This is a genomic window from Stenotrophomonas sp. As-7 (assembly GCF_030291015.1).
Classification (GTDB): Bacteria; Pseudomonadota; Gammaproteobacteria; order Xanthomonadales; family Xanthomonadaceae; genus Stenotrophomonas; species Stenotrophomonas lactitubi.
Genome location: NZ_CP127405.1, coordinates 3013067 through 3032009, shown reverse-complemented (window position 1 = coordinate 3032009; position 18943 = coordinate 3013067). Strand labels below are relative to the sequence as shown.

Annotated in this window: 17 protein-coding genes; 9 read left to right on the top strand and 8 right to left on the bottom strand. The window is 64.4% G+C overall.

Annotation, left to right across the window (positions count from 1 at the left end; all coding sequences use genetic code 11):
* Positions 1-144 precede the first annotated feature (144 nt).
* The 3 genes from gyrA to QP457_RS13995 all read left to right on the top strand — a co-directional run bounded on the left by gyrA (position 145) and on the right by QP457_RS13995 (position 7039).
* Positions 145-2859 carry a DNA gyrase subunit A gene (gyrA, locus tag QP457_RS14005; RefSeq protein ID WP_099820756.1) on the top strand — a complete coding sequence of 905 codons (2715 nt, stop codon included), beginning with the start codon at positions 145-147 and terminating at the stop codon, positions 2857-2859.
* 130 nt (positions 2860-2989) lie between these two features.
* On the top strand, positions 2990-5521 hold the full coding sequence (locus tag QP457_RS14000) for a membrane-bound PQQ-dependent dehydrogenase, glucose/quinate/shikimate family (protein WP_205405933.1): 2532 nt from the start codon (positions 2990-2992) through the stop codon (positions 5519-5521).
* Positions 5522-5608: 87 nt separating this feature from the next.
* A complete protein-coding gene (locus QP457_RS13995; RefSeq protein ID WP_205405932.1) occupies positions 5609-7039 on the top strand; it encodes a serine hydrolase domain-containing protein in 1431 nt (476 codons plus the stop codon).
* Between the two features lie 74 nt (positions 7040-7113).
* Here the strand turns inward: QP457_RS13995 and QP457_RS13990 are convergent, their stop codons facing one another.
* A complete protein-coding gene (locus QP457_RS13990) occupies positions 7114-8103 on the bottom strand; it encodes a zinc-dependent alcohol dehydrogenase family protein (protein WP_205405931.1) in 990 nt (329 codons plus the stop codon).
* 122 nt (positions 8104-8225) lie between these two features.
* On the opposite strand from QP457_RS13990, the gene QP457_RS13985 reads away from it, so the two are divergent.
* The 3 genes from QP457_RS13985 to QP457_RS13975 are packed head-to-tail and all read left to right on the top strand — an operon-like array spanning position 8226 to position 10112.
* Positions 8226-9134, top strand: coding sequence for a LysR substrate-binding domain-containing protein (locus tag QP457_RS13985; protein ID WP_205405930.1), 909 nt, complete (start codon positions 8226-8228; stop codon positions 9132-9134).
* A 7-nt stretch (positions 9135-9141) separates the two neighbouring features.
* The gene (locus QP457_RS13980) at positions 9142-9681 is read left to right on the top strand and encodes a DUF4952 domain-containing protein (RefSeq protein WP_286040607.1); all 540 of its coding nucleotides are present in this window, start codon (positions 9142-9144) and stop codon (positions 9679-9681) included.
* Between the two features lie 47 nt (positions 9682-9728).
* Complete coding sequence (locus QP457_RS13975; RefSeq protein ID WP_157805975.1) at positions 9729-10112, top strand: energy transducer TonB; 384 nt, start codon at positions 9729-9731, stop codon at positions 10110-10112.
* A gap of 4 nt (positions 10113-10116) precedes the next feature.
* On the opposite strand, the gene QP457_RS13970 is transcribed toward QP457_RS13975, so the two are convergent.
* The 4 genes from QP457_RS13970 to QP457_RS13955 form a co-directional block, all read right to left on the bottom strand.
* On the bottom strand, positions 10117-10509 hold the full coding sequence (locus tag QP457_RS13970; RefSeq protein WP_205405929.1) for a DUF3037 domain-containing protein: 393 nt from the start codon (positions 10507-10509) through the stop codon (positions 10117-10119).
* Positions 10487-11263, bottom strand: coding sequence for a HipA family kinase (locus QP457_RS13965; RefSeq protein ID WP_205405928.1), 777 nt, complete (start codon positions 11261-11263; stop codon positions 10487-10489). Before QP457_RS13965 ends, QP457_RS13970 begins: the two co-directional genes overlap by 23 nt.
* 64 nt (positions 11264-11327) lie before the next feature.
* Positions 11328-12758 (bottom strand): XVIPCD domain-containing protein, encoded by a 1431-nt coding sequence (locus tag QP457_RS13960; protein ID WP_205405927.1) that lies wholly within the window; start codon positions 12756-12758, stop codon positions 11328-11330.
* Positions 12759-12771: 13 nt separating this feature from the next.
* Positions 12772-13278 (bottom strand): hypothetical protein, encoded by a 507-nt coding sequence (locus QP457_RS13955; protein ID WP_240196645.1) that lies wholly within the window; start codon positions 13276-13278, stop codon positions 12772-12774.
* A 728-nt stretch (positions 13279-14006) separates the two neighbouring features.
* On the opposite strand from QP457_RS13955, the gene QP457_RS13950 reads away from it, so the two are divergent.
* A complete protein-coding gene (locus tag QP457_RS13950) occupies positions 14007-14342 on the top strand; it encodes a hypothetical protein (RefSeq protein WP_025876944.1) in 336 nt (111 codons plus the stop codon).
* A gap of 64 nt (positions 14343-14406) precedes the next feature.
* On the opposite strand, the gene QP457_RS13945 is transcribed toward QP457_RS13950, so the two are convergent.
* The 3 genes from QP457_RS13945 to QP457_RS13935 all read right to left on the bottom strand — a co-directional run bounded on the left by QP457_RS13945 (position 14407) and on the right by QP457_RS13935 (position 15706).
* A complete protein-coding gene (locus QP457_RS13945) occupies positions 14407-14934 on the bottom strand; it encodes a hypothetical protein (protein ID WP_240196644.1) in 528 nt (175 codons plus the stop codon).
* 101 nt (positions 14935-15035) lie between these two features.
* Complete coding sequence (locus tag QP457_RS13940) at positions 15036-15380, bottom strand: hypothetical protein (protein ID WP_205405925.1); 345 nt, start codon at positions 15378-15380, stop codon at positions 15036-15038.
* A gap of 11 nt (positions 15381-15391) precedes the next feature.
* Positions 15392-15706, bottom strand: a complete 315-nt coding sequence (locus tag QP457_RS13935; protein ID WP_205405924.1) for a hypothetical protein — start codon at positions 15704-15706, stop codon at positions 15392-15394.
* Positions 15707-15999: 293 nt separating this feature from the next.
* On the opposite strand from QP457_RS13935, the gene QP457_RS13930 reads away from it, so the two are divergent.
* Both QP457_RS13930 and QP457_RS13925 read left to right on the top strand, forming a co-directional pair.
* Positions 16000-18462 carry a prolyl oligopeptidase family serine peptidase gene (locus QP457_RS13930; RefSeq protein ID WP_205405923.1) on the top strand — a complete coding sequence of 821 codons (2463 nt, stop codon included), beginning with the start codon at positions 16000-16002 and terminating at the stop codon, positions 18460-18462.
* Positions 18463-18617: 155 nt separating this feature from the next.
* Positions 18618-18941: a hypothetical protein gene (locus tag QP457_RS13925; protein ID WP_205405922.1), complete on the top strand. Its 324-nt coding sequence runs from the start codon at positions 18618-18620 to the stop codon at positions 18939-18941.
* Positions 18942-18943 lie beyond the last annotated feature (2 nt).

Here is an 18943-nt window from a genome sequence, read left to right as displayed (position 1 = left end):
CCTGATTTGTGCCGGTAAAATCACCGTAAAAGCAGGCGGAAAACGGCCCCGTGTGGTAGAATCCAGCGGTTGAATCGAGGTTCCGGCACGACCGCCCCCGGGTGGATGCGCCGGACTGGACCGCTACCAGACAACGGAACCCGAATGGCAGAAACCGCCAAGGAAATCATCCAGGTCAACCTGGAAGACGAGATGCGCAAGAGCTACCTCGATTACGCCATGAGCGTGATCGTGGGGCGCGCGCTGCCAGATGCGCGCGATGGCCTCAAGCCGGTGCATCGTCGTGTGCTGTTTGCGATGAATGAACTCAACGCGCACAGCAACAAGCCCTACTTCAAGTCGGCACGTATCGTCGGTGACGTCATCGGTAAGTACCACCCGCATGGCGATCAGTCGGTGTACGACACGCTGGTGCGTCTGGCACAGCCGTTCTCGCTGCGTTACATGCTGGTCGATGGCCAGGGTAACTTCGGTTCGGTCGACGGCGACTCCGCCGCGGCGATGCGATACACCGAGGCGCGCATGTCGCGGCTCGCGCATGAGCTGATGGCGGACATCGACAAGGAAACCGTCGATTTCCAGCCCAACTACGACGAAAAGGAACTGGAGCCGACGGTCATGCCGACCCGGTTCCCGAACCTGCTGGTCAATGGTTCGGCCGGTATCGCGGTGGGCATGGCGACCAACATTCCGCCGCACAACCTCACCGAATCGATCAATGCCTGCATCGCGCTGATCGACAATCCGGAAATCGATATCGACGGCCTGATGGAGTTCATCCCGGGCCCGGATTTCCCGACCGCAGGCATCATCAACGGCACCGCCGGCATCATCGCCGGCTACCGCACCGGCCGTGGCCGCGTGCGCATCCGTGCCAAGGCCGATGTCGAAGTGGCCGACAACGGCCGCGAATCGATCATCGTCACTGAAATTCCTTACCAGGTGAACAAGGCGCGTCTGATCGAGAAGATCGCCGAGCTGGTCAAGGAAAAGAAGATCGAAGGCATCAGCGAGCTGCGCGATGAGTCCGACAAGGACGGCATGCGCATCTACATCGAAATCAAGCGCGGCGAGTCGGCCGAGGTTGTGCTCAACAACCTCTACCAGCAGACCCAGATGGAGTCGGTGTTCGGCATCAACATGGTGGCGCTGGTCGACGGCCGCCCGCAGTTGATGAACCTCAAGCAGATGCTGGAGGCCTTCGTCCGCCACCGTCGCGAAGTGGTCACCCGCCGCACCGTGTTCGAGCTGCGCAAGGCGCGCGCCCGTGCCCACGTGCTGGAAGGCCTGACCGTTGCGCTGGCCAACATCGACGAGATGATCGAACTGATCAAGACCTCGCCGAACCCCACCGAGGCACGCGAGCGCATGCTTGCGCGCCTGTGGGAACCGGGCCTGGTCGGTTCGATGCTCGGCGCCGCCGGTGCCGAAGCCTCGCGTCCCGATGACCTGCCCAAGGGTGTGGGCCTGATCGAAGGCGGCTACCAGCTGACCGAGATCCAGGCGACCCAGATCCTGGAAATGCGCCTGCACCGCCTGACCGGGCTGGAGCAGGACCGCCTGACCGAGGAATACAAGCAGCTGCTGGAAGTGATCGCCGGGCTGATCCACATCCTGGAAGATCCCGACCGCCTGCTGCAGGTGATCCGCGAAGAGCTGATCAACGTGCGTGCCGAGTTCGGTGACGAGCGCCGTACCGAGATCCGCCACAGCGAGGAAGATCTCGACATCCTCGACCTGATCGCCCCGGAAGACGTGGTGGTCACCGTCTCCCACGCCGGCTACGTGAAGCGCCAACCGGTGAGCGTGTACCGCGCGCAGCGCCGTGGCGGCCGTGGCCGCAGCGCGGCGTCGACCAAGGAAGAGGATTTCATCGAACAGCTGTGGCTGGTCAACACGCACGACACGCTGTTGACCTTCACCAGTTCGGGCAAGGTGTTCTGGCTGCCGGTGTACCAGCTGCCCGAAGCCGGTTCCAACGCCCGCGGTCGTCCGATCATCAACTGGATCCCGCTGGAGCCGGGCGAACGCGTGCAGGCCGTGCTGCCGGTGCGCGAGTACGCCGATGGCCAGTTCGTGTTCTTCGCCACCAAGAACGGTACGGTCAAGAAGACCCCGCTGGGCGAGTTCGCCTTCCGTCTGGCCCGCGGCAAGATCGCGATCAACCTCGACGAGGGCGATGCCCTGGTCGGCGTCGGCCTGACCGATGGCGAGCGTGACATCCTGCTGTTCGCCTCCAACGGCAAGACCGTGCGCTTCGGCGAAGACAAGGTCCGCTCGATGGGCCGTACCGCTACCGGCGTGCGCGGCATCAAGATGCCGGCCGGCGAGGAAGTGGTCAGCCTGATCGTGGCCGAGAGTGCTGGCGGCGTCGAGGATGAGAGCGAGGACGACAACGGTGTCGAGGAAGCCATCGCCACCGGCGACGCGGTGATCGAAGGTGCCGACGATGCCAACCTGCGTTACATCCTCACCGCCACCGAAAACGGCTACGGCAAGCGCACCCCGCTGCCGGACTACCCGCGCAAGGGTCGTGGCACGCAGGGCGTCATCGGCATCCAGACCACCGAGCGCAATGGCAAGCTGGTCGCCGCGGTGCTGATGGGTACCGACGATGAAGTCCTGCTGATCTCCGACGGCGGCACCCTGGTGCGTACGCGTGGCTCGGAAATCAGCCGCGTCGGCCGCAACACCCAGGGCGTGACCCTGATCCGCCTGTCCAAGGACGAGAAGCTGCAGGCGGTGGAGCGCATGGATGCCTCGATCGACGAGGACGAGGACGAGGTGGCCGCCGCCACCCCGGCCGCGACCGACGGCGCACCGGCTGCTGCCAGCAGCGAGGACGCCGCGCAGGAGTGATCCTGCCGCGATGCTGAGGTACCCGACGACGCCGGCCTTGTGCCGGCGTCGTCGTGTCTGCCGTCCAAAATACGCACGCACTTCACGGTGACGGTGGCATAAGGGCGCATGCTGCCCCCGGAGAGCGTCGATGTCCGCCACGCCGCAGTCCGCTTCCGCCGCAACGCCCACCTCGCGCCACCCGCTGATCACCGTCCTGGCCTTGTTGCTGATCGTGCTCGGCCTGATCATCGGCGGGCTCGGTGGCTGGCTGGCCAGCCTCGGGGGCTCCTGGTACTACGCCATCGCCGGCCTCGGCCTGCTGGTGTGCGGCATTCTGTTGTGGGGCAATCGCCGCAGCGGTGCGCTGCTGTATGCACTGGTCTCCCTCGGCAGCCTGCTGTGGACCTGGTGGGAGTCGGGCAGCGAGTACTGGCGCTGGGTGCCGCGGCTGGGCCTGGTGACGGTGCTCGGCATCATCCTGGCGTTGCTGGCGCCGACCCTGCAGGCGCCGGTACCCAAGCGCCTGTCGCGCAGTGTGGCCGCCGTGCTGATGCTGGTGTTCGTGGCCGCCTTCGGTCTCGCGTTCGCCCCCCATGGCCTGGTCGACGGGCACCAGCCGTTCCCGGAGCCGGCGGTCAGCGCCGGGCTCGATCCGACCCGTGAGACCACCGGTCTGCAGCCGGCCGACCAGCCGGCGGAGGGCGACTGGCCGGCCTGGGGGCGCAGCAATGCGGCCACCCGCTATTCGCCGCTGCAGCAGATCACCCCTGAAAATGTAGGCTCCCTGCAGCTCGCGTGGCAGTTCCGCACCGGCGACCTGCCCAAGAAGCGCTGGGGTGCGGAAACCACGCCCTTGAAGATCGGCGACCGACTGTACCTGTGCACCGCCCGCAACCAGCTGATCGCCCTCGATGCCGGAAGCGGGAAGGAACTGTGGCGTTTCGATCCGAAGGTGAAGGATGCCTCGATCCCGTACACGGCCGCCTGCCGTGGCGTGTCCTATTACGAACAGCCCAGTGCGCCGACCCTCGCCGATGCCGCGTTGGCTGACGTCGCCGCCGATCTGGCGCTGCCCGCACCACCGCCGACCCGTACCAGCCGGAGCGCGGCGCCCGGCAGCCGCGCAGCGTGCAGTGCACGCATCATCGAAGGCACCCTGGACGGCCGCCTGATCGCGGTGGACGCCGACAGCGGTCGCCCCTGTGCGAATTTCGGCAACAACGGCCAGGTCGACATCACCCTGGGCATGGGCGAGGTGCCGCCGGGTTACGTCTCGATCACCTCGCCGCCCGCGATCGTCCGCGGTGTCATCGTCACCGGCCACCAGGTACTGGACGGCCAGCGCCGCGACGCGCCTTCCGGCGTCATCCAGGCCTACGATGCGATCAGCGGCAAGCTGCGCTGGGCGTGGGACATGGACCAGCCCGAGCGCAGCGGTTTGCCACCGCGCGAGCAGACCTATACGCGTGGCACACCGAACATGTGGACCACCGCGACCGGTGATGAAGCACTGGGCCTGGTGTACCTGCCGATGGGCAATGCCGCGGGCGACTACTGGAGTGGCTCGCGCACGGAGAACCAGAACAGGTACGCGACCTCGCTGGTCGCCATCGATGTAGCCACGGGCAAGCCGGTCTGGCATTTCCAGGCGGTGCGCAAGGACGTCTGGGATTACGACCTGGGTTCGCAGGCCAGCCTGATCGACTACCCGACAGCATCCGGCAAGGTGCCGGCAATCCTGCTGCCCACCAAGCAGGGCGACATGTACATCCTCGACCGTCGCAACGGCCAGCTGCTGACTCCGGCCGAAGAGCGCAAGGTGCCGCAGGGCGGTGTAGAGCCCGAGCAGCGTGCCGCCACCCAGCTGTTCTCGCTGTACCACACGCTGCGGCGCGACGATGCGCTGACCGAGCGCGACATGTGGGGCATCACTCCCATCGACCAGCTGGTCTGCCGCATCCAGTTCCGCAAGGCGCATTACGAAGGTTTCTACACGCCGCCCAGCAGCGATCACCATTCCATCGAATACCCCGGCTACAACGGCGGCTCGGACTGGGGCAGCGTGGCCATCGATACGCGACGTGGCGTGATCGTGGCCAACTACAACGACATGCCCAACTACAACCGGCTGGTGCCGCGCGCCGAGGCCGACCGTAAAGGCTGGCTGCCGCGCGAGCAGATCCGCGCTGATAGGGGCGGTGCCGAAGGGGCAGGGGACCCACAGGTGGGCACGCCCTATGGCATCGACGTCAACGCCGGTTGGCGGCTGCCGTTCACCGGCCTGCTGTGCAAGCAGCCACCCTATGGTGGCATCCGTGCGATCGACCTGCGCAGCGGCAAACTGCTGTGGGACCGGCCGTTCGGCAGCGCACGCGGCAACGGGCCCTTCGGCATCCGCTCCGGCCTGCCCATTGAAATCGGCACGCCGAACAATGGTGGCTCGGTGGTGACCGCCAGTGGCCTGATCTTCATCGCCGCAGCGACCGATGACCTGCTGCGCGCCATCGACCTGAAGACCGGAAAGGAACTGTGGCATACCAAACTGCCAGCAGGTGGCCAGGCCAACCCGATGGTGTATGAGCAGGGCGGGCGGCAGTACGTGGTGATCATGGCCGGCGGGCATCATTTCATGGAGACGCCGGCGGGGGATTATGTGATGGCGTATGCGTTGCCGGAATAGCGTCGGCATCTGATGCCGGCTGCAGTGCAGCGACCTGCGCGGTTGTCGTCTAGGATGGGGCTACGCCCTGTCTGCGAAGGATCCGCCATGTCCGTGCGTCGTCGACGCTTCTGTGTCTTCCCACTGACCTTCGCCTTGCTGTTGGCGGTGTCATTCAGTGCTGGTGCGGCTGCAGTGCCAGTTGAATCAACCGGCTCACGCGCACAGAACGCCGTCGATGAATGGCTGTCCGCCTTCAATGCCAACAGTCTCCAGGCGTTGCAGGCGTTCGCCGACAGGTACGCAAAGAGGACCGGCAGCGGTCCGCAGGATTACCTGGAGTTCCGTGCGTCCAATGGGCCGATGAAGGTGCTCGAAGTACGCTCAAACACGCCTGAGAAGGCCGAAGTGCTGGTGCTGGGCGAAGACAGCGAACGGGCGATGCTGTTGACTGCGGAAATGGACCCTGCCGCGCCGCGCCACGTGAAGGTGTTCCAGTTGGAAGGCGTACCGACACCGCCGCAGTTCCAGCCTGTGCGCATGGAGCTGCCGGCACTCCTGGTCCAGAGTACCGCCCGGCTCAACGCCCTGCAGGCAAGCGATTCGCTGTCTGGCACCGTGCTGGTCGCGCACGATGGCAGGGTGCTGCTGCAGTGGCAGGGAGGGCTGGCCAACCGCGAGCAGCACGTGCCCGTCGATGCGCAGACGCAGTTCCGCCTTGCTTCGTCCAACAAGATGTTCACCGCAGTGGCCATCCTGCAACTGGCCGAAGCAGGTCGCCTGGCCCTGGATGACACCATCGGCAAGCGCCTGCCGGACTATCCGAACAAAACGGTGGCAGGCACGGTCACGATCCGGCAACTGCTCAGCCATACCGGCGGCCTCGGAGATTTCTTCGGTGATGATTTCGAGCACTACGCGGCGTCGCTGAAAACGCACAGCGACTATGTGAAGCGCTTCGCCAAGGGTGCTCCGCAGTTTGCTGCAGGCAGCCAGGATGGGTATTCAAACTATGGTTTCGTCGTGCTCGGCCGGATCATCGAGGCGGTGTCTGGGCAGACGTACTACGACTATGTCAACGAGCATGTTCTGCGCGCGGCGAACATGACGGAAACCGGTTTTGAACCGGAATCGGTGGACGTTCCACATCGTGCAACCGGCTATACCCTAGTGAAAGGGCTGTGGGTGAGCGAAACCAAGTCCCTGCCATGGCGAGGGACTGCCGCCGGCGGCGGTTACAGCACCGCAGGCGACATGTTGAAGTTCGCCGAGGCCCTGCGTACCGGCAAGCTGGTCTCGCCAGTGTGGTTGCAGCAGGCCACCCGTCCACAGAACCACAAGGGCTGGTATGGCTACGGGTTCATGGTTCAGGGCGAGGGAAGGCAGCGCCAGTTCGGCCACGAGGGCGGGGCGCCCGGTTCGAACAGCGCCATTGTGGTGATGCCTGAGCAGGGATACGTACTGGTCGGCCTGGCCAACGTCGATCCGGATGCCGTGGGCAATGTGATCAACTACATCGCCCGCCGCGTGCCTCTGTAGCACACGGCGCTGGCAACAGCATTGACGACCCCTGCGGGTACATTCCCAACGCCACAGGGGTATCGCGCAACCGGTTAAACCGTCACCACCACCTTGCCGATCTGCTCGTTCGATTCCAGGTAACGGTGCGCGTCCTGGATCTGTGCGAACGTAAACACCTTGGCGATCAGCGGCGCCAGCACGCCCTTGTCCAGGCCATCGACGATGAACGCCTTCGCACGCGCCAGCGCCGCGTCATCGGACACGATTTCCGAGTACAGGTAGCCCTTCAGCGTCAGCGATTTGCCCAATACGTTGAACAGCGGGAACGGCGTCGGCTCGCTGCTCAGCGCGCCATACTCCAGCAGGATGCCGCCGCGTGCCATCGCCTCGGTGAGCGGTACGAACTGCGGGCCGCCGATGGGATCGAATACCACGCGTGCGCCAGCGCCTGCGGTGATGCGGGCAACTTCGGCTACCAGGTCCTGCTCCTGGGTGGCGATGACATGAGCGGCGCCGGCATCGAGCAGCGCCTGGCGCTTGCCCGGGCCACGGGTCACCGCAATCGGCGTTGCGCCCACCGCATTGGCGATCTGGATGGCGGCCAGGCCAACGCTGCTTGACGCTGCAGTGATGATGACGAAATCACCGGCACCCAGCTTGGCCTGCTCCAGCAGCGCGCCCCAGGCGGTGACGTACTGCATCCACACCGCAGCGGCCTGCTCGAAGCCCAACGACGACGGATGCTTCACCACCAGTCGCGCCGGCACGTTGGCCAGCTCGCCGTAGGTGCCCCAGCGGGCGATATCCAGCGGCGGCACGACGCTGACGACATCGCCTGCAGCGAAGCCGGTCACCGCGCTGCCGACGGCTTCAACCAGGCCAGCCGCCTCATAGCCCAGGCGGCTCGGGAACTCTGCCTGCTGCAGATAGGCGCCGTTGCGGAACATCACCTCGGCGCGGTTCAGGCCGATGGCCTTGACCCGGATCTGGATCTCATCGGCGGCAGGAGCGGGTACGTCGATATCGTCAACGCGCAGCACATCGGCGTCGCCATAGGCGTGGATGCGGACAACCTGGGTCATGGGGGTCTCCAAAGGGAACGCCGGCTGGTGGCCGGGCAGGGGGAACAGAGCGCTACTGTGCGCGTGGCCGGCGAACGATAGAAGGGGTAATCTGGCGTTTCATTGGAAAACAATAGTTTGCAATGGACCTGATCGTACCCCTGCGCAGCTTCGCCAAGGTGGCCGAGGTGGGCTCGTTCGCCGCTGCTGCCGACGCATTGGACCTGTCGCCGCAGCTGGTCGGCAAGCATGTGCAGACGCTGGAACAGCATCTGGGCGTGCGCCTGCTCAACCGCACCACGCGCAAGCAGAGCCTGACCGACTTCGGGCAGGCGTACCTGGCCCGCGCCCGGGTCATCCTGGAAGAAGTGGAGAGTGCCGAGCAGTTGGCCGAAATCGCGCGCGGTCGACCGATGGGCCGGCTGCGGATCAGTGCGCCGGTCACCTTCGGCGTGCACGCGCTGGGGCCGGCGGTGGTGGCCTACATGCAGCAGTATCCCGACGTGCAGGTGGATCTGAACCTGTCCAACAGCCTGGTCAACGTGGTTGAAGACGGCTACGACCTGGTGTTCCGCACGGGTGATCTCGCCGACAGCGGCCTGGTCGCACGGCGGCTGGGGCCGTATCCGCTGGCCCTGTGCGCTGCCCCCGGCTATCTCGCCGCACGGCCACCGATCGTTCACCCGCAGGACCTGAGCCGGCACGAATGCCTGGGCTTCGCCCACTCGGTGATCCGTACGCGGTGGAGCTTCCATGACCCGCAGGGCGGGGTGTTGACCGTGCCGGTCTCCAGTCGCTTCATGGTCAACCAGGCCGAGCCGCTGCTGACCGCTGCGGTCGGTGGGCTGGGACTGATCCTGCAGCCGTTCGAGATGATGTCCGCTGCTCTGGCGCGCGGCGAACTGGTGGAGGTGCTGCCTCGATTCGTGCCGGTGTCCACTTCGATCAACCTGCTGTATCCCCGCGATCGCCAGGTCACGCCGAAGCTGCGCAGCTTCCTGGAGTTCTGCGTGGCGCGCTTCACCGAACAGAGCATGGCGCGTGAGCGTTGATCGAAGCGTGCGCAGCGAGTGGTGGCGTCGGTCGTTTACGATGACGTCTTGCCACGCCCGCAGAGGATCTGCCATCACCCTGTTGCATCTTTTGCTGATTGGCAGCGTCGTCACTGCCAGCGCACAGACGCCCGCCGCTGCGATCGCTGAGTGGGAGTTGCACGGCCGCGCCGAAGGCCTGGCCCGGCCCGATACCGTCTGCCAGGATTTCCTGCAGGCGATGGGCCGAAAACCCGCCGATCTGGAATACGTCGGTTGCACCCAGGACGACGCTTCCTACCTCCAGCCAATGGAAGCGCTGTATCGCGTCAGCGGCGCATCGGCGGCGGGTGTTGAAGCCTACCTGCAGCAGACCTTCGGCATGCCGTCATTGACGTACGTCTGCTGTGGCTGGAGCAACGGTGCGCCTTATTTCTGGCGCCAGCAGCCGGGCAGCGTGAACTACCAGATCGGCATGGGCGTGGAATCGCTGCATCATCCGCGCGGGCAGTGGAGCGCGATTCCCTACTTCTCGGTGACCGTTGCGGTGAACCGGAAAAGCCCGTGATGGCGTACGCTTGAGCACCGACCACTGGCGTACAAGGAATGACAACCATGCCTCCCATGCTGCTCCGCGCTGCTGCCCTCGCGCTCACCCTGGCGATGAGTCCGATGGCCATCGCCGCGTCTCCCGAGCCGCTGCAGCTGCAGCAGGCCGAAGCGCTGACATACTGGAAGCCGGTGGAAGGCACCTTCCGCCCACGACTGAATGCCGATCCCGGGCGTGTGCAGTTTGCAGAGGAAGTGACCGTGGCCTATTCGGTCAACAAGCGCGGCCGCACGTATGACGTAAAGGTGGTGGATGCCAAGCCGTCGACGGCCTTCAGCGGCTGGGCGTTGAACGCGGTCAAGGCGATGCGCTTCACCGCCACGGACAGCAACACCGAACGCACGCCGATCCGCAGCGAAATGACCGCACGCTGGGGCGGCGGCAAGTAGCGCGCTAGGTCGGCACCCGCACCATCTTCGCCATCAGGTGTTCGACCACGCCGGCCGGGTCCGCCGTGCGGCCCACATGTGTGCTGGACATCTGCACCACCGAGCTGCGCTTGGCGGTCAGGAAATGGAAGCGCGCGCGCGCGGGCAGCTGCGCGATCGGGCCGGCGTTGGCATCGCCCCGGCAGATCGCCACGATGGCATCCAGCCACGGCTGCAGCGCTTCAATATCCAGCGTCGGCGCGAAGGCCTGCAGGCGTGCGGCATCGAGCTCGATCGCCGCTTCCAGGTGACGTGCGCCGGGGCAGGACACGATCACCCCGACGTTGATGAACTCCTCGCGTTCCACCCGCGGTACCACGCGGATGACGGCATAGTCATACGTGTGCAGCGTGGGCACGGATGGCCTCCTGCACGAACACCGCACGCACCTTCAGGCGATGCTTCAGGTAGTTGATGTAGCCCTGCCGGTAGGCCTGGGGGCTCTCGAAGGCCGGCTCATCGACCAGCCAGCTGTCCGGCACCAGGCCGACGATGCGCTCGATTTCCGCATCCGGCAGGCGCGCGGCCAGTTCGGCATCCACCTCGGCGATACGGCTGGCGAACGACAGCAGCACGTGGTCGCGGATCAGCACGAAGGGCTTCTCGCAGGCATCGCCGGCGTTGGCCCAGTCGTGATGGAAGTACATCGCCGCACCGTGGTCGATCAGATACAGCTTGCGGTGCCAGACCATCAGATTCGGATTGCGCGTGGTGCGGTCGACGTTGCTGGTGAACGCATCGAACCAGACGATGCGCGAGGCCAGCTCGGCGTCCACCGGCATCGCAGCCGGGTCGTAGTTGATCGCGCCGGGCAGGTAATCCAGGCCCAGGTTCAGGCCTTCGCTGGCGCGGATCAGGTCCTGGATCTCCGGGTCGGGCTCGGTGCGGGCGAACTCGCTGTCCAGCTCCACGAACAGGATCTCCGGAATCGGCAGGCCCACCGCGCGTGCCATCTCGCCCGCGATCAACTCGGCAATCAGCGCCTTCGGCCCTTGGCCGGCACCACGGAACTTGAGTACGGCCATGCCGTCGTCGTCGGTCTCGACCACGGCAGGCAGTGAGCCACCTTCCCGCAAGGGGGTGATGTAGCGAAGGGCATGGACGGTACGCATGCACGCATTCTAGCGTGGCCCATGCGCGGGTTGCGCCGGGCGATGCCCGGCGCCGTCCCTGACCTCAATGCGACAGTGCGCTGCGCTGCTGTTCCTGCACCTGCTGGCGTGTCTGTTCCTGCGAGGTGTGGTCAGCCTGGCGCTGGTTGACGATGGCGAGGCTTTCCAGGCTTTCCTGCACCGGCCGCTGGGCGGCTTCAGCCGTAGCTGCCGACGCACGCAGCGACGCAGGATCATCCAGCGCACCCTTCACCACGAACACGTTCTGTGCCGCGGCGACTTCTCCCGCCTGACGGCTGAGCACCACATGATCCACGCGGTCCAGGCCGTTCTCGCGGGCCAGCACCAGCAGGCTTGCGCTCAGGCGTTCACTGGAGGCGTCGAAGCTGCGGCCGTTGGCGGCATCCAGCTCGGCCACCTTGCCGCGGATCTGATCGTGCAGGGCACGGTCGTTGCCGCCCGCCAACGCAACCTGCGCCTCGTTCGAGGGAGCGGCGGTCGCCTGCGCGGTGATGGGCACGTGGGCGTAGGTGCCCTCGGTGTGGTCGAAATAATGCAGCGTGGACGGCGAGGTGCTGGTATCGAAGTAGGGCTGCCGTGGCGGCGTGCCCTTGCCCAGATACAGCCCGTTCTGTTCCAGCAGGCTTTCCTGCAGGCCCAGCTGTGCCATGTTCACCGACATCCTGCTGATGCCATCGGGTGCCGGATTCCTGGCCTCTTCCTCGCAGGCGCGGCTGATGGCAGAGGCAGCGTAGAAATTCTGGTAGTCAGAATTGCCGTTGGGCCCCAGCCCGGACGACACGCCTTCGTCGTAGTAGTGCTTGCCCATGCCCTCGATATTGGCAGCGGTGGCGGTCATGCTCAGGTCTGCGTTGAGCGTCAGGTCCGGATGCGCGGCGTAGGTCATCGGCGGCCCGGGCTGCACGCGCACGAACTCGTTTGCACGGGTACTTGCGTTGTATACATCTTCCAGCGTGGCGTCCGGATTGGCGGTCTTGACCATGCCGACCAGTGCATTCCAGCCCTCGATGTTCGCCGATGCCTCGTCGCGCCGGTTGGCTGCGAGCAGGGTGCCGATGGCCTGGGTGTAGTCGTGGGTCGAATCGCGCGCGGCAATGTCTGCAATATCGGATTCAAACTGCTCGTAGGCCCGTTCGGTCGCTGCATCATTGAGCCCATGCTGGATCTCATGGCCCAGGACGAAGGTCAGCTCTGCAGCATCGTGTTTGTCCGGGGCTGCCAGCGTGGACAGACTGGATGCCGGCAGGCGGATGGCCTTTGCGCCGCTGACGTACTCGCCGCCCACATTGCTGTCGGCGGGCAACAGCTCGAAGCGCTGCAGATGACCGGCGGTGATGGCCAAGTCGACCTGGGTTGCCAGCGCCGGAGAATTGGCAATGGCCTTGCGAAGGTTGTCGACCTGATCGGCCGTAACATCGGGTTTTCCTGCAAATTCGGTCAGCAGGCGTTCCGTATCCGCTGAAAGCGTAGGCATGGTGCGGTGCTCCTTACTGCACGGTCACAAGGCGGACGCAGGCATGCGCCGGCTTGCCAGACGGGGTTGCATCCTCAGCCATCGTGTCGACCTTGATGGTCAGATCCGGGCGATCGAAACGGTCATGGATGACCCGGCCGTGCTCGCCGCGGATGGTGTCGCGCTTGAAGCCCGCGGCCTGCAGACCCGAGGCGAACTGGTCGAAGTCGACCTGGCAGATCGCCGCTGCGTTGGCTTTGCGGTCGGCGGTGGTGTCGATGAAATTGAGATCGAGACGCGCATCGGCGGCGCCAGCCTTCTTGATCTCGAGGCCGTAGCTCCATTCCGGCGTCAGTGTGCCGCCATAGCCGAAATGTCCCGGGCCGAAACGCTGCGCGGGCGCCCGCATGGCCTGCGATACCCGTTCAAGGGTCAGTTCACGGGTGGAGGTGGTGTCCTTGATCAGATCCAGCAGGCGCAACAGCAGTTGGTCTGCGCTGAGCGCAGAAGGCGTTGCGGCGTCGGAGGCGGTCGATGCCATGGTAACGGGTCCTTGAGAAGTCGACGAATGATCAGTCGCGTGTGTGCAGGCGCAGAGCGAGGCCGAACATAGGGCGATTGCCCACGGCCGTGTGAATGCGTACCCAAACATAAGCGTTCCCTGCATGTTGAGCGCTGACCGTAAAGTGGGCCAGGTGAATCACAGGTTAAATGTAATTGACGATTGCTGGAATCGGGGCAGGGTGCGTTCGGCTCAGGTACTTGCTGCAAGCGGAGTGGCCCCGGGCCCGGATGCCACGGAACTTCTTCACTTCGCCATTCCGTCAGCGGTGGCAGCATCCAACCGTGTAGACGATCAAGCGCAGGCGTGGCCTTGCGTAGCGGGTGTCCCTGCCGCTTTCCCGCGACCGGCACTTCGCAACTCGTATCCGGCACATTGCGCAGCGTTGAAGGTGGTCCTGCGAGGCCACTCCCCCGGCAAGGAGGCCCGCGATGCACTGTCTTGTTCACGCGTACCCCTACCGCATCAGCGACCGGCCTGTTGCCCAGGCCAAACGCGCTGGTGTCGGCGAACATGCTGAAACCGCTGCTGCGGTTCATGCAGCGTCAGACAGAATTCTTCCGTGAGTTGAGCACCGATGGTTGGCTCTGCATCCCGCAGTGCGCGGAGCCACTACATGCATGCGAGTCGCCCCACGACGCTGCTTTGTTCGCAGCACTGGGCGCGCATCTCGTCCACGATGTCCACGCAGGCTTCCGAGGTGCACGATGAGCAACGAATCGAGAGGAGCCCTGCCGCCCCTGGATCTGGATGATGCCAAGGCCGCGCAGATGATTGGCAAGCTGGTGCTGGTGGGCGTTACCCGTTTTGGCGGCGATGGCCAGGTGCAGGGGCTGGAGCAGTTTGCCGGTACCGTGCTGCGGGTCAGTGCCGAAGAGGGACTGGTGCTGGCCGATGGCGATGACGGACATGAGCGCTACCTACCGCCGATGCTGGACCAGTACCTGCCGGCCGCGCCGGGTGAGTACCAGTTGCGGTCCAGTGGCGTGACGGTGATCGATCCCGATTATCTGTCCACCTGGGAGCTGCACGCACGGCAGTAGTGCCAGGCCATGCCTGGCAATTGTTGGCCGACCGCGCGAAGACGGAAGACTTATGACGCCGGAGCTAGCGGAGCCGCTCCGGCAGCCGTCGTGTAAGTGGACTCAAGTCCCGCCGATCTGGCCAAAGGTCGGGGAAGACTTCAAACTTGAGATCATCACGATTTACGCCACTTGTGAAGTGCCGGATGAGCCTGTCTTGCAGGTCATGGTTTCCCCACATGTTGGTCAGCTCATAGCGTTCGATTGCTTCTCGGTCTTCTTCAATGGACAAGCCTTGTTTGACTACAGGAGCTTGGGTGACACAAATGTCATTCCCGGCTCCAAGGTCGATTAGACGTCCGCCAAAGAAGAGGCGGTCAGGGCCGCCCTTGAAGTACTGCCCGTCCAAGGAGGTATAGGGGCGAATCCAGTAGTGAGGAAGCTCGGTCGGACAAGGTGTGCCTATGGTTATCTTGCGCGTCACAAGTCGTTGCTGAACTACCTTGCCGACGAAAGCTTGGAACAATGGGCGATATTGGCTCAGGTCAGGGGAATCCCAAGAGTCTTCATTTGAGTAGATATCGAAAAAGCGCATCACAGGTCGGTTGCGCATCTGCGCAATTGTGAACAGGTCGTCCCTCAGCTGAAGGACGACATGTTGCCCAGTCTTCCATCTGATAGTCCCTATCGACCTTGTGTCCGGACTTGAGGAAGTCATATGCTCGTAGAGCGATAGAGGTTCGCCCCACCCTTCTGGCGGACAATGATAGTGTCCTCGCTCCGCTCAAGGCTGCCCAGTTGATGGGCAAAAATGATTTCGTCCGGGAGCGATTCCAGAATGATCTCTTTCAGCACGGTATGACCGTCCTTGTTGATTTCCAGTGTCAAGGTGAAGTTGTTTGGTGTGAGGCTACAGTTGAGCGTTGCCCGAACCCGATCAGTGCGGTAGTACTTGGACTGGTGGATCCATTCGTTCTTGTGCCCGCCGGCCCTGAATTCGGCGATCCCGTTGAGGATCTCCGCAATCGGGATGACCTGGTGGTTGGCGAGACTGGACATTCCGTCCAAGATCATGGAGATGTAAAGCTCATGCCTGCTGTGGTCATCAAGCGATTCATACAGGTTGGCGTAAAATGAAACGCGCGGAACAACGGCATTGGCCCCTTGTACGGCCCACGTTGCGGTTTCCAGCTTTGACCCTTGAATACAGATCTTGTTGAAGCCAGTCGTTCTGAACCTGAGCTTCTTGAGGTGGCGTTCCAGATAATTGCAGATATATCTGGTTTGAATCCGAACGCGGTGTCCAGCGGAAACCCGAGATCTGAAATCAGATCACCCCAATGTTCGTCTGGGTTCAGGTACAGATAGATTTTGCGCAGGATCATGAATCACGGGGTTGGGGATCGCGTTTCCAATTTTAGGCGCCGCGCAGACCCACATGCCATGGTTGACTCGAACGGCAATAGCCGCAGACAGAACCGAAATGCGCTGGAAGCGTTGGCCCGAAAGGCTTGCTCCCCCCGCGATTGGCTGTTGGCAAGCGGGGGGGGGCGCTTCAGGCCAGGCTTTGCCCCATCCGGCCACTAGTCCTTCCGGCCCATTCACGACAACCCCTGCGGTGCTAGATTCGGGACCTTGCCCGTTTTCGGGCTCCCATCCATAGCCCAGGGGATTAAGGATGCTCATCCGTCGTACCTCTCTGGCGGCGGCCGTTGCCGTTGCCACGCTCGGCCTGCTGGCCGCCGGCCCGGCCTTCGCCGACTACGCCAAGCCGCCGGAACACCTGCTCAAGGTACTCAAGGCCCCGCCGCCGCCAGCACCGAACATCGACCCCAGCGGGCAACGGCTGCTGCTGACCACCGCGCAGACCTATCCGTCCATCACCCGCGTGGCCCAGCCGTACCTGAAGCTGGCCGGCGTGCGCCTGGAACCGAAGAACCGCAGCCGCCACGACACCCCCGGCGGCTATGGCATTCCGGCCTGTGTGGCCGACTTCACCCTGATCGAGATCGCCAGCGGCAAGAGCACCAAGGTCAACCTGCCGCAGGGCTGCGCAGGGGCCGCACAGTGGTCGGCCGATGGCAGCCGTTTCGCCTTCCAGAATGCGGTCGATACCAGCGTGCAGCTGTGGGTGGGCGACGCCGCCACCGGCCAGGTGAAGCAGGTGCCGAACGTGCAGCTGAATCCCATTTTCGGCAGCACCGTGCAGTGGCTGGGTGGCGGCCAGAGTCTGCTGGTGAAGCTGGTGCCGGCCAATCAGGGGCCGGCGCCGTCCAACGGCGGCACGCCCACAGGTCCGGACGCGCAGGAATCGCTGGGCAGCAGTGGCGAGAGCAGCACCTATGAAGCGCGCGACACGCTGACCAGCGTGCACGATGAAAAGCTGTTCGCCTATTACGGTGCCTCGCAGCTGGCGGTGGTCGATGCCGCTGCCGGCAGCGTGCGCCCAGTTGGCCAGCCTGCGCTGTACAACGACGTCAACGCCGCACCCGATGGCGTGCATGTGCTGACCGAAACCCTGAAGGCGCCGTTCTCGCATGCCGTGACCTACCAGCGCTTCGCCAACGATGTGGCCGTGCTGGACCTCGGCAATGGCCGCAACACGGTGCTGGCCAGCCTGCCGCTGGCCGATCGCGTGCCGGTACACGGGGTGCCGGAAGGCCCGCGCGGTTACGACTGGCGCTCCACCGACCCGGCCACCCTGGTCTATGCCGAAGCGCTGGACAAGGGCGACTGGAAGGTGAGCGTGCCGCATCGCGATCGCGTGCTGATGCTGAAGGCGCCGTTCACCGGCAAGCCGGTGGAAATCGCCCGCACCGCGCAGCGTTTCGAGGGCTTTGCGTGGTCAGCCGACCCGGCCGTGTCGTTCCAGTTCGAGAACGACGAGAACCGCCACTGGATGCAGGCCCGCATCGTCGATGTGGACCAGCCGAAGAAGGAAGGTCGCCTGCTGTGGGACATGTCCAGCGATGAGCTGTACGGCAACCCGGGCAACCTGGTGTTCAAGCGCCTGCCGAGCGGTGCGCCGGTGGTGCGCCAGGAGGGCAACACCGTCTTCCTGCGCGGGCAGGGCGCGTCGCCGCAGGGCGACCGTCCGTTCCTGGATGCGCTCAACCTGGGTACGCTGAAGAGCGAACGCCTGTTCCGCAGCGCTGCCGATGCGTATGAGCAGGTCATCGGTTTCAGTGCCACGCCGGGCCATCTGGTCACCTGGCACCAGTCGGTGATGGACCCGCCGAACGCGTTCGTGCGTCTGCTCGGTGAGCGCATCGCCGATGCCAAGGCCGGCGAAGCGCAGTTCGAGTCCAAGCCCACTGCGTTGACCAAGCTGGTCGACCCGACCCCGGAAGTGCGGCAGATCCAGAAACGCCTGGTGACCTACAAGCGCGCCGATGGCGTGGACCTGTCGTTCACCCTGTACACGCCGCCGGGCTACAAGGAAGGCCAGCGCGTACCGGCGATCCTGTACGCATACCCGGCCGACTTCGCCAATGCCGCACAGGCCGGCCAGGTCTCCGGTTCGCAGCAGACCTTCACCCGTCTGCAGCCGTACCGCCTGATGCTGCTGGCCGGCTACGCGATCATCGACAACGCCTCGTTCCCGATCGTCGGTGACCCGAAGAATGCCTACGACACCTATCTGGAACAGCTGGAAGCCGACGCCAAGGCGGCGGTGGACAAGGCGGTGGAACTGGGCGTGGTCGATCGCAACCGCATCGGCGTGACCGGCCACAGCCATGGTGGCCTGATGACTGCCAACCTGATCGCCCACACCAACCTGTTCAAGGCCGGCGTGGCGACCAGTGGTTCGTACAACAAGACCTTCACCCCGTTCGGCTTCCAGAACGAGCGCCGCTCGGTGTGGCAGGCGCAGGATGTGTACCTGAAGGCCTCGCCGTTCTTCTACGCCGACAAGATCAAGCTGCCGCTGCTGCTGGTCCATGGCGAGGACGATGCCAACCCGGGCACCGAGCCGTTCCAGTCGCGCAAGCTGTACCAGGCGATCCGCGGCAATGGCGGTACCACCCGCCTGGTGATGCTGCCGAACGAGCCGCACTGGTACACCGCGCTGGAGTCGAACGAACAGCTGGTCTATGAAATGCTCAACTGGTTCGACACTTACGTGAAGAACGCGAAGTAATCCGGCAAGGCCGCCCTCCGGGGCGGCCTTTCTGTTTCAGGCGTCGTCTCCAGGTATCCCCCTGTGGGTGTTGCGTAACCATCTGTGATGCAGGCATGGACCGGCCACAAAGCTGCGGTACGCTGCGCATCTGATGTCCGCTACGGGTTCGCTCCATGAAGGCCTTCATCCTCGCCGCATCGCTGTCGATGTCCGTTGTCCCGTGCGCTGCATTCGCCCAGCCGCTGCCGGCTGAGCTGGCAGCGTTGGGCATCACCCCCGGCATGCCCTACACCAAGGCCAAGCGACTGCTTGATGCTGCTGGATGGCAGGCGAGCCCGCCACGCGATGCGCCTGAAGCACTGGAGGGTTTCCCGGAAGTGGGCTGCCAGAAGGGCGGCAACAACTGCAGCAGCACCTTCGCCAAGGATGGGCAGCAGGTCGCTCTGCAGGTGGGAACCACATTGGCGGGTCAGCCCTTCGTGCAGGGCGGCCGCTGAGC

Bases quoted from the DNA above. Each gene is read 5' to 3' on its own strand.
- QP457_RS13985 (WP_205405930.1), top strand. From the start codon at position 8,226: ATGGACCTGATCGTACCCCTGCGCAGCTTCGCCAAGGTGGCCGAGGTG.
- gyrA (WP_099820756.1), top strand. From the start codon at position 145: ATGGCAGAAACCGCCAAGGAAATCATCCAGGTCAACCTGGAAGACGAG.
- QP457_RS13995 (WP_205405932.1), top strand. From the start codon at position 5,609: ATGTCCGTGCGTCGTCGACGCTTCTGTGTCTTCCCACTGACCTTCGCC.
- QP457_RS13950 (WP_025876944.1), top strand. From the start codon at position 14,007: ATGAGCAACGAATCGAGAGGAGCCCTGCCGCCCCTGGATCTGGATGAT.
- QP457_RS13925 (WP_205405922.1), top strand. From the start codon at position 18,618: ATGAAGGCCTTCATCCTCGCCGCATCGCTGTCGATGTCCGTTGTCCCG.
- QP457_RS13955 (WP_240196645.1), bottom strand. From the start codon at position 13,278: ATGGCATCGACCGCCTCCGACGCCGCAACGCCTTCTGCGCTCAGCGCA.
- QP457_RS13945 (WP_240196644.1), bottom strand. From the start codon at position 14,934: ATGCGCAACCGACCTGTGATGCGCTTTTTCGATATCTACTCAAATGAA.
- QP457_RS13975 (WP_157805975.1), top strand. From the start codon at position 9,729: ATGCCTCCCATGCTGCTCCGCGCTGCTGCCCTCGCGCTCACCCTGGCG.
- QP457_RS13940 (WP_205405925.1), bottom strand. From the start codon at position 15,380: ATGTCCAGTCTCGCCAACCACCAGGTCATCCCGATTGCGGAGATCCTC.
- QP457_RS13935 (WP_205405924.1), bottom strand. From the start codon at position 15,706: ATGATCCTGCGCAAAATCTATCTGTACCTGAACCCAGACGAACATTGG.
- QP457_RS13965 (WP_205405928.1), bottom strand. From the start codon at position 11,263: ATGCGTACCGTCCATGCCCTTCGCTACATCACCCCCTTGCGGGAAGGT.
- QP457_RS13960 (WP_205405927.1), bottom strand. From the start codon at position 12,758: ATGCCTACGCTTTCAGCGGATACGGAACGCCTGCTGACCGAATTTGCA.
- QP457_RS13930 (WP_205405923.1), top strand. From the start codon at position 16,000: ATGCTCATCCGTCGTACCTCTCTGGCGGCGGCCGTTGCCGTTGCCACG.
- QP457_RS14000 (WP_205405933.1), top strand. From the start codon at position 2,990: ATGTCCGCCACGCCGCAGTCCGCTTCCGCCGCAACGCCCACCTCGCGC.
- QP457_RS13990 (WP_205405931.1), bottom strand. From the start codon at position 8,103: ATGACCCAGGTTGTCCGCATCCACGCCTATGGCGACGCCGATGTGCTG.